This window comes from Actinomadura sp. NPDC048394 (assembly GCF_040651755.1).
In the GTDB taxonomy this organism is placed as follows: domain Bacteria; phylum Actinomycetota; class Actinomycetes; order Streptosporangiales; family Streptosporangiaceae; genus Spirillospora; species Spirillospora montaniterrae.
In genome coordinates, this window is sequence record NZ_JBEZJL010000041.1 from 81,077 (window position 1) to 89,709 (window position 8,633).

Below are 8,633 nucleotides of genomic sequence, written 5' to 3' on the forward strand. Positions count from 1 at the left end.
TCGTGCGTCTCGAGGAGGGCAGCGATGCTCCTGGGCAACTTCCTCATCGGAATGCGTGAGGGGCTGGAGGCCGCCCTGGTCGTCAGCATCCTCATCGCCTATCTGGTGAAGACCGGCAACCGCCGGGCCCTCGTCCCCGTCTGGACGGGCATCGCGATCGCGGTCGCGCTCGCCGTCGGGTTCGGCATCGCGCTCACCGCGGCGTCCTCGGAGATGCAGTTCAAGACGCAGGAGCTGTTCGGCGGCGTGCTGTCGATCGTCGCGGTCGGCCTCGTCACCTGGATGGTCTTCTGGATGCGCAAGACCGCCCGGTTCATGAAGTCGGAGCTGGAGGGCAAGCTCGAGGGCGCGCTGAACGTCGGGCCGCTCGCGCTCGCCGCCGTCGCGCTGCTGTCGGTCGGCCGCGAGGGCATCGAGACCGTGCTGTTCCTGTGGACGAACATCCAGAGCTCGTCCGGCGGCTCCACCCAGCCGATCATCGGCGCGGCCCTCGGCCTGGTCGTCGCGATCGTGCTCGGCTACCTGCTCTACCGCGGCGGCCTCAAGATCAACCTGGGCCGGTTCTTCACCTGGACGGGCGGCGCGCTGATCGTCGTCGCGGCGGGCGTGTTCGGCTACGGCTTCCACGACCTGCAGGAGGCCGACGTGCTGCCCGGCCTGAACGCGGTCGCGATCGAGCCGCACCTGTTCTTCGACAAGCTCGGCACCCCCGGCGACTGGCTGCAGACCGTCCTGCAGGGCGTCCTGAACGTCACCCCGCAGATCACCTGGCTGCAGCTGATCATGTGGGCGGTGTACCTGGTGCCGGTGATGGCGCTGTTCCTGCGCAAGACCGGCCCGTCCCGGCCCGCGCCCGCCGCGAAGAAGACCGTCGAGCCCGCGCCGAGCTCCTGACGCCCGGCCCGGTCCCCGCTACAGGTCCGGGAGCGGGTCGCGGGGCAGGCTGTCGCGGGCGAAGATCTCGCTGTCGGCGGCGTTGACGACCGGGACGTACTCGTCGTCCACCTCGAACGCGGCGCCGGCGAACTCGAACGACGCGCCGCCGCCGGTCTCCACCGGGCCGATCCTCGTCCCGCGCGGGTAGGCGCCCCAGATGCTCTTCGGCGTGCTGCGGCCGAGCGCGCCGGTGGAGATCACGGCGACCTGGTCGTCGGTGACGACGAAGATGAAGCCCGCCCCGCCGCCGTAGGCCGTCGCGGGGAAGATGTAGCGGATCTCGCCGTCGGTACCGAGGAACTCGCGGCAACGCTCGCGCAGCGGACGTGGCACGGGCATGGCTGTGCGGGCACCTCCCGGGGAGGACGTCGTCGGTGCCCCCATCATGCACCGGTTCGCCGGACCAAGACCAGAGCCGGATCAAGGACGGCGGCGGAGCGGGATCGGCGCGCGGCGAGGGCGGCGGAGCGTCAGACCGCGGCCAGCGCGACCGTCGGCGACAGCCGCGCCGCCCGGACCGCCGGGTACAGGCCCGCGACGGTCCCGATCAGCAGCGTCGCGCCGAGCGCGCCGGCCGGCGCCCACGCCGGAAGCACCGGCGGCCAGCCCCTCGCCGCCGCGAACCCGGCGGTCACCGCGGCGCCGAGCAGCACGCCCGCCGCCCCGCCGGACGCCGACAGCAGCAGCGACTCGGCGAGGAACTGCGTCCGCACCTGGCCGCGGGTCGCGCCGAGCGAGCGGCGCAGCCCGATCTCGCGGCGCCGCTCCAGCACCGACACCACCATCGTGTTCGCCACCCCGACGCCGCCGACCAGCAGCGCCACCGCGCCGAGCCCGAGCAGCAGCCCGGTGAACGCGCCCGCCGCCTCCGCCTTCGCCCGCAGCGCGTCCGACGGCCGGGCGACGTCGACCTCCTCGGGGTGCTCGGGGTTCACCGTGCGGGCGAGGACGTCCCGGACGTCGTTCACCGCCGCGTCCGCCGACCGCTCGTAGATCGTCGTCGGGTGCCCGTCGAAGCCGAGGTAGCGCTCCGCCGCGTCCCAGCCGACGAGCGCGGACCGGTCGATCTCCGGCGCGAGCTCCGCCGGCCGCAGCACGCCCAGCACCGTGAACCAGCGGCCGCCGGCGAACACCCGGCCGCCCGCCCGGTCCACGCCGAGCCGCCGCGCCGCCTCCGACCCGAGCACCATGCCGGGATACCGTCCGGTCGCCGCGTTCAGCCACCGGCCGCTCGCCGTGCCGGTCCCGAGCGTCGCGAGGAGGTCCGGCGAGGCCGCCTGCACCGCGATGCCCTGCGTGACCTCCACCGGGATCCGGTCGGTGCGGCGGACCGTCGCGTCCACCGACCCGGTCGCGCCGACGCCGGTCACCGGGCCGATCCGGCGCACCATCTCCGGCGCCGTCTCCGGCAGCTCCGCCTGGTCGCCGAACAGGGTGCTGCCCGGCTTCGCCGTCAGCAGGTTCGTGCCGAGCCGGTCCAGCCGCCGCAGCAGGTCCTCCTTGCTCGACGACGAGATCCCGATGACCGCGACCATCGTCGCGATCCCGATCGCGATGCCGAGCGCCGACAGCACCGCGCGCGCCGGACGCGTCCGCAGCCCCGCGAGCCCGGTCCGGACGACGTCCCGCGGCCCGAGCCGCGCCGGGACGAGCCCGCTCACCGGCTCCTCGCCCCCGCCCGCTCGTCCGCGACGACCAGCCCGTCCCGGACCCGGACCCGGCGCGGCGCGCGGGCCGCGACATCCAGGTCGTGCGTGATGATCGCGACGGTGGTGCCGGCCCGGTTCAGCTCGTCCAGCAGCGCCAGCACCCCGGACCCGGCCGCCGTGTCGAGGTTGCCGGTCGGCTCGTCGGCCAGCAGCAGGTCCGGATCGCCCGCGACGGCGCGCGCCACCGCGACCCGCTGCTGCTCGCCGCCCGACAGCTGGTGCGGACGGTGCCCGGCCCGGCCGCCGAGCCCCACCCGGTCCAGCGCCTCCCGCGCGCGCTTGCGCCGCTCCTTCAGGCCCGCGCCGCTGTACAGCAGCCCGTCGGCCACGTTGTCGAGGGCGCTGACGCCCGGCGCGAGATGGAACTGCTGGAAGACGAAACCGATGTGCCGCGCCCGCAGCGCCGACAGCTCCCGGTCGCTCAGCCCCGCCACGTCGTGGCCCGCGACGCGGACCCGGCCCGCCGTCGGCCGGTCCAGCGTCCCGACCATGTGCAGCAGCGTCGACTTCCCCGACCCGGACGGCCCGACGATCGCCACCAGCTCCCCCGTCCCGATCACCAGGTCCACGCCGCGCAGCGCCGCGACGCTCCCGTACTCCTTCGTCACCCCGGCCAGCTCCACGATGGCGTCGCCGGCCGCGCCGTCTCCGAGCCTCATTCCGCCGGCACCCCCACCGCGACGCCCTCCCGGATCCCGGCGCCCTCCACCTCGACCCGGCCGCCGCCGAACGACCCCGTCCGCACCGGGACGAGCCGCCGCCGCGCCCCGTCCACGACCTCCAGCCCGAAGCCGCCCTCCTTGAGCGCCAGCAGCGCCTCCACCGGCACCGACAGCACGTCCTTCCGCCGCTCGCTCTCCAGCTCGACGCTGACCGGCGCCTCGTCCAGCCGGCCCGTCCCCTTGCCGCTCAGCGACACGTCGACGCCCACCGTGGTCTTCTGGTCCTGCCCCGCCCCGGTCGTCTCGGCGACGCTGCCGACCTCGCTGACCGTTCCGTCCACGGTCGTCCCGCCGGGCAGCTCGACCCGCACCTTCTCCCCTTCGCGTGCCATGTCCTGCTTGTCGGCGTCCAGGTCGATGTGGACGACCCGCCGCGTCCCCGCCACCGTCAGCACCGGCTGCCCCTGCACGGCCCGCTTCCCCTCCGGCGCCTTCACCTCCTTCACCTTCACCGCGCCCGCCAGGAACACCACCTGCCCCGGCGAGACCGTCCCCGTCCGCTCGAGTCCGCGGTCGTCCTGCCACTCCTCCACCGCGGCCTCGGTCGCGCCGGTGAACGCGTCGTCCACGGTCATCCCGCCGTAGCCGAGGGCCCGCAGGTTCTCCTCCAACTCCCGGACGTCCTTGCCCGAGTCGCCGTCCTTGAGGACCCGGTACATCGGCACGCCCCCGTACATCAGCGTGACCGGATCACCCGCGATCTTCAGCAGCGTCCCGCCCCTCCTGACCGTCGCGCCCTGCGCCGGCGCCCACGTCACGACCCCGGACGCCCCCGCCCACACCTCGCGCTCGTCGCCGTAGGTGAGCTTCCCGTCCACCTTCTCGGTGTCCACCAGGTCGCCCCTGGTCACGGTCGCCGTGCCGAGCCGCGTCGCGGGCGGCTCCGCGCCCTTCCCGTCGCCCGACGTCCAGGCGAGCACTCCCCCACCCGCCGCCACCACCACGGCGGCGACTCCGCCCGCCGCCACGGCGCGCCTCACTTCCCGGCTCCGGGCGCGAGGGCCTTGCACGCCTCCCGCGCCTTGTTCACGGTCTCCGGATCCGTCTTCCCCGCCGGGATCTGGATCGTCCCGTCGGGGTCCGGGTCCTTCATGTCGATCCCGTGCTCCCGCATGCACTGCGCGAACTTCACGTACTGGTCCCGCACCTTCGGGTCCTTCAGATCGGGCAGCTTCCCGCCGGCCTGCAGCCACGACTGGCATTTCTTCAGCGCGGCCTGCAGTTTCTCCTTCCCGACCCCTTTCCCGATCCGCATCGTCTCGGCGTGCCCGCTGCCCGGGTCCGGAACGTCCACGCCGTTCTGCCGCATGCACTGCGCGAACTTCAACTGCGCGTCCTCCGGACTCAGCGACCGGCTCGGCGACGCCGACGCCTTCGCCGCCGTCCCGCCGACGCTCGCGACCCCGTCCCCGCCGTCACCGCCCCCGCACGCCGCCGCCCCGGCCAGCACGACCCCGGCCACCACGACCGCCCGAACCCGATTCCCCATGTCTCCCTTCCCGCCGAACCCCACGGCCCAGCGCCCCCACCGAACCCACCCCCGCGTTAAACGTGCATTAGCCGCACTCGCTCTGACGGGATCGGACCAAGTCGGGGGACGTCGCCGGACGAGCCTCTCACCAGCAGAAACGTCCGGAGGAGTCGCGGCGAGTCAGAGCACGTCGAGCCACATTGGCTCCCCGCTCTGGCTCCCCTGGCTCCCCGGGCAGACAGGAGGCGATCTCGCGTCCCTCCAGATCATCGAAGCCACAATGACCGTCGCCCTGGACGGCAAGACGATCGCCACCGGCACCCGCACCGATTGCGGATGGCACGTCACCACATGGCCGCGCCCACTCGACCGGAACGCGGCGATCACGGCCCTGATGCTCGCCGAACGCCTCATCACCCACGGCGAGGAGGACCCATGCGTGATCGAGTGGCGGAGGGAGCTTGGCCGTGGCTGACCGCCTCATCCGCATCACGACCGCGCTCGCCGTGGTGGCGGTAGCCGCCGTGGCAGCCGTGATCTCGTACCGGCACGCTTACGAACTCGTCCACTCCCACGGCGAGTCCGGTCCCACGGCCCGCCTCGTCCCCTTCACCGTGGATGGCCTCATCTGGGCCGCGTCCATGGTGATCCTGGACGCAAGCCGCCGGCGGCAACCCGCACCACCATTGGCGAAGTGGAGCCTCGCCGTGGGCATTGTGGCGACGGTAGGCGCCAACGTGGCGCACGGCACGTCCCACGGCGCCATAGGCGCGGTAGTCAGCGCATGGCCGGCGCTCGCCCTCGTGGGGAGCTTCGAACTCCTGATGACCCTCACTCGTAGCGCTGCACGCGGTGACCTCGTCCGGGACGAGGAACGCACCGCGCCGGAACATCCGCGCACCGAAGTGGAGCAGACGACGGAACAGGCGGTGTTGGACGAGTACAGGGCGAGCTTGCAGGGCCCTGGCCGTCCGGTCTCCCAGCGCTACCTTGCCGAGAAGTACGGCATCGACCGCCGCAAGGTAAAGCAGATCATCACCAACGCGGAGCAACCCGCCTCAGCGTGAACCATAGGAGCCCCGGTCGCACCCCAACTCGGGCTGTGACCGGGGCTCCTACGTGCCGCCAGCACCATTTGACCCCAGGACGGCGGGGCCAGGTCTTTGCAGCTCAAAGCAACTTTCGAGGATGTGTTCGAACTTCACTAAGAGGAGTCTTGTTCACCGTGCGGCGTCGCGTACTGCCCCCGCACGGTCCCCGATCTCGAGGTCCACAGTCCGGACTCTTCTTCGATGGCACCCCGCAGCTAGAAAGAAATCGGTTAGCATGTGAACGCGAACCGAGGAGGAAGTATGGCCAATAATTCAACCAGTCCAGAAGAATACGACTGGGAGAAACACATTACAGAAGCCAATGATTTAACGATTCGCCTTATCGGCTTTGTTAATAGAGCATTGAAGCGCGCAGAGTCGGCATATGACTTCAATCAAGCAGAAGAATTTGCTTCCAAGATTGCCAGCCTGCGCGAGATAAAGTCCATGCTGGAGAGTCTTGGCGGAGTAAGAGTGCTCAGCCTTTTTCCGCTGGAAGTCTTGCACAACATGCTCGATCTGCTATCTGAGGACGATTTCGACAAGGGTGTCCTTCAAGTTATAGAGTCGATTGATGAAATTTATTCATTAATAAAGCAGGGGATTGACAATGTCCCAGAAGTCCCCTTTGGCGACGATGACGACGCCACCATAGAAGCCTACAAAGTTATGGAGGATATTTCGGACAGAATTGAGTTGCGCAACGTCTTCCAACGTGCGGAAATGGCAGTTCAGGCCGCCGAGAAAGGTGCGAGACATGTGCAGGAAGTGGCAGGTGAAACGGGAAGTCTTGGCTTGGCGCATAATTATTCTCAATATGCGAAGCGCGAACAAAGGCAAGCGAATTTCCTAAGGTATACTGTCACCTTCCTTTCTATCGGAGTAACGGTCTTGGCATCTAGGTCACTGTCTTCCGTGAGCGATAAATTGACCTGGGTGGAGCTGGCGCGCCATCTTGCGCTAGCCGCGCCAGGAGTTGCACTTGCCGCTTATTTTGCTAGAGAGTCCAAAGATCACAGGGATCGGGCAAATTGGGCGGAGGCCATCGCCGTACAATTGAGGACGATCTTCGCATACACTGATTCTTTGGAGAAAGAGTTGCGGGATGAGATAAGGGGCGAATTTGGAAAGTGCATTTTTTACGGATCCGCTTCTTTCCACAATAGAAGTGTGCCACCTGTAGGCGACCCACTCGAAGAGTCAAACAATAAGCAAACTTCAAGTGGTGGACAGGTTGAAATCCTGAGATTACTTCTCGACACCGTTAGGGGAAATCCAAAGTAGAACTATAAGCTGGACGGTTCCGGAATGTCAGGTACCGGCCAGAGTGTGCAATCTCTCGTATGACTGCCCCGCCTCGACCGGCCCTCCAGTGTTGATGCTTCGCTCCTGCCGACCGGCATCGACCTGAAGCTGTCGCCAGCGCCTAAGCAGAGGCGTCAGGGTCAGGCGCCGAGTCGGCGGCGCGTGCCACCCGATTCTCGAACCGCCTTAATGATGTACGGACACTTGTATAGGCCGCCTCGCGCTAGAATACGAAATACGTTCTAGCTCATTGGAGAGGCTCCAGACCAGACCCGTTCGAAGCTCTCCAGATACGTACTCGCTAGGTCGCCGTCTTCTGCCCTCCGCACATGCAGAACGGGAGCGTGGGATGCGGCGATGCCGTAGGCGTGCGGGTTGATCAGAAGATCGTCATCGGCGCGGTAGATCGAGTTGTAGAGCACGGTGTCATGGAGCCGGATCTCAACGCCGTCCGCATCTCGCAGAGCCCGGTAGTGGACGAGGGCGTTGCGGATCTTCGCAGCCATCGACTCGCCAACGCCCTCGTCACTCCCACGCGCGGCAACACATCTCCCGTCCGGATCACCGAGCAAGATCTGCACGCGGGCGCCGCTTCGCGCCCTCTCCGCGAGCGTGCGCAAGATGTCCATGTCCTCGGCGATGAAGAGCCCCGCATACGCGAGGATCCCGATTTCGTCCCGCGCGTTCTGGAAGAGCTGTTGCCACACCGGACGAGGGACCGCCCATCGATGCGGGTACGTCGCCAGGACCTCGATCACCGGTGGATCGTGCGGACGGCGGAGGTAGCGAGTTGAGGCCATAGGTCCGCCTCGTCTCGTCCGACCAGTGCGGCGATGCGGTCACGGTGCCGCGCATAGGGCACCCGGCCGGCGAGCCACCGATGAACGGTCTTGGGATCCACGCCCACCCGTGCCGCAACGTCGGATTCCGCGAGGTGAGCGTCAGCAAGGGCACGCCGCAACAAGTCGTTCACCAGACCTCCCGGGGACGCAAGCGAGGACGACGCACTCAACGACGCTAACAGAAGACGTCCCAAGACGTCCCTAGATGCCGATAGAGAGGTCCCGAACCGGACGCGAGGCTCATAGGCACACCGCGAACACCACGTTCGCCTAGGACGACCTCACGCACGTCAGGGAGCCATCATGCGCACCGATCGGCCCTACCCGGCCGCCCCCACGCACACCGCCACCAACGCGGACTCGGATTCGGCCGACGAGGAACTCGCAAACCTGCGGAGGGACTTCACCGGTCACCGGATCTGGCGCGGCGTACGCAGCGACGGGAGTCTCGGGGATTGGGTCGCGAGCCTGCACGACCCGGCCGCCGGAGTCGACCCCACGGTGATCCAGTCCTCGCCCGCCGCGTTGCGTGAGGCACTCGTCAACGAGGCCGCACG

At 68.6% G+C, this 8,633-nt stretch carries 10 protein-coding genes and 1 pseudogene; 5 read left to right on the forward strand and 6 right to left on the reverse strand.

The genetic code is table 11. The features are described 5' to 3' along the window. Positions 1-24: 24 nt before the first annotated feature. The gene (gene efeU, locus AB0C78_RS28505) at positions 25-894 is read left to right on the forward strand and encodes an iron uptake transporter permease EfeU (RefSeq protein WP_360753552.1); all 870 of its coding nucleotides are present in this window, start codon (positions 25-27) and stop codon (positions 892-894) included. Between the two features lie 18 nt (positions 895-912). Here efeU and AB0C78_RS28510 read toward each other — a convergent pair whose 3' ends face one another. The 5 genes from AB0C78_RS28510 to AB0C78_RS28530 all read right to left on the reverse strand — a co-directional run bounded on the left by AB0C78_RS28510 (position 913) and on the right by AB0C78_RS28530 (position 4,856). Continuing rightward, positions 913-1,275, reverse strand: coding sequence for a hypothetical protein (locus tag AB0C78_RS28510; protein WP_360753555.1), 363 nt, complete (start codon positions 1,273-1,275; stop codon positions 913-915). A gap of 131 nt (positions 1,276-1,406) precedes the next feature. Continuing rightward, complete coding sequence (locus AB0C78_RS28515; protein WP_360753558.1) at positions 1,407-2,597, reverse strand: ABC transporter permease; 1,191 nt, start codon at positions 2,595-2,597, stop codon at positions 1,407-1,409. After that, positions 2,594-3,304, reverse strand: coding sequence for an ABC transporter ATP-binding protein (locus AB0C78_RS28520; RefSeq protein ID WP_360753560.1), 711 nt, complete (start codon positions 3,302-3,304; stop codon positions 2,594-2,596). The genes AB0C78_RS28515 and AB0C78_RS28520 overlap by 4 nt, the downstream gene beginning before the upstream one ends. Continuing rightward, positions 3,301-4,335, reverse strand: coding sequence for a peptidoglycan-binding protein (locus AB0C78_RS28525; protein ID WP_360753562.1), 1,035 nt, complete (start codon positions 4,333-4,335; stop codon positions 3,301-3,303). The genes AB0C78_RS28520 and AB0C78_RS28525 overlap by 4 nt, the downstream gene beginning before the upstream one ends. Positions 4,336-4,343: 8 nt before the next feature. Then, positions 4,344-4,856 carry a hypothetical protein gene (locus AB0C78_RS28530; RefSeq protein ID WP_360753563.1) on the reverse strand — a complete coding sequence of 171 codons (513 nt, stop codon included), beginning with the start codon at positions 4,854-4,856 and terminating at the stop codon, positions 4,344-4,346. A 262-nt stretch (positions 4,857-5,118) separates the two neighbouring features. On the opposite strand from AB0C78_RS28530, the gene AB0C78_RS28535 reads away from it, so the two are divergent. From AB0C78_RS28535 to AB0C78_RS28545, 3 genes are all read left to right on the forward strand, one after another. Next, complete coding sequence (locus tag AB0C78_RS28535; RefSeq protein ID WP_360753566.1) at positions 5,119-5,313, forward strand: hypothetical protein; 195 nt, start codon at positions 5,119-5,121, stop codon at positions 5,311-5,313. Further along, positions 5,306-5,905, forward strand: a complete 600-nt coding sequence (locus AB0C78_RS28540) for a DUF2637 domain-containing protein (protein ID WP_360753569.1) — start codon at positions 5,306-5,308, stop codon at positions 5,903-5,905. Before AB0C78_RS28535 ends, AB0C78_RS28540 begins: the two co-directional genes overlap by 8 nt. Before the next feature lie 285 nt (positions 5,906-6,190). After that, a complete protein-coding gene (locus tag AB0C78_RS28545) occupies positions 6,191-7,213 on the forward strand; it encodes a hypothetical protein (protein ID WP_360753571.1) in 1,023 nt (340 codons plus the stop codon). A 263-nt stretch (positions 7,214-7,476) separates the two neighbouring features. On the opposite strand, the gene AB0C78_RS28550 is transcribed toward AB0C78_RS28545, so the two are convergent. Continuing rightward, complete coding sequence (locus AB0C78_RS28550) at positions 7,477-7,992, reverse strand: DUF5919 domain-containing protein (protein ID WP_360753574.1); 516 nt, start codon at positions 7,990-7,992, stop codon at positions 7,477-7,479. 387 nt (positions 7,993-8,379) lie between these two features. On the opposite strand from AB0C78_RS28550, the pseudogene AB0C78_RS28555 reads away from it, so the two are divergent. Next, a pseudogene (locus tag AB0C78_RS28555) lies at positions 8,380-8,633 on the forward strand (hypothetical protein); the annotation flags it as partial.

Bases quoted from the DNA above. Each gene is read 5' to 3' on its own strand.
- AB0C78_RS28530 (WP_360753563.1), bottom strand. From the start codon at position 4,856: ATGGGGAATCGGGTTCGGGCGGTCGTGGTGGCCGGGGTCGTGCTGGCC.
- AB0C78_RS28545 (WP_360753571.1), top strand. From the start codon at position 6,191: ATGGCCAATAATTCAACCAGTCCAGAAGAATACGACTGGGAGAAACAC.
- efeU (WP_360753552.1), top strand. From the start codon at position 25: ATGCTCCTGGGCAACTTCCTCATCGGAATGCGTGAGGGGCTGGAGGCC.
- AB0C78_RS28520 (WP_360753560.1), bottom strand. From the start codon at position 3,304: ATGAGGCTCGGAGACGGCGCGGCCGGCGACGCCATCGTGGAGCTGGCC.
- AB0C78_RS28510 (WP_360753555.1), bottom strand. From the start codon at position 1,275: ATGCCCGTGCCACGTCCGCTGCGCGAGCGTTGCCGCGAGTTCCTCGGT.
- AB0C78_RS28535 (WP_360753566.1), top strand. From the start codon at position 5,119: ATGACCGTCGCCCTGGACGGCAAGACGATCGCCACCGGCACCCGCACC.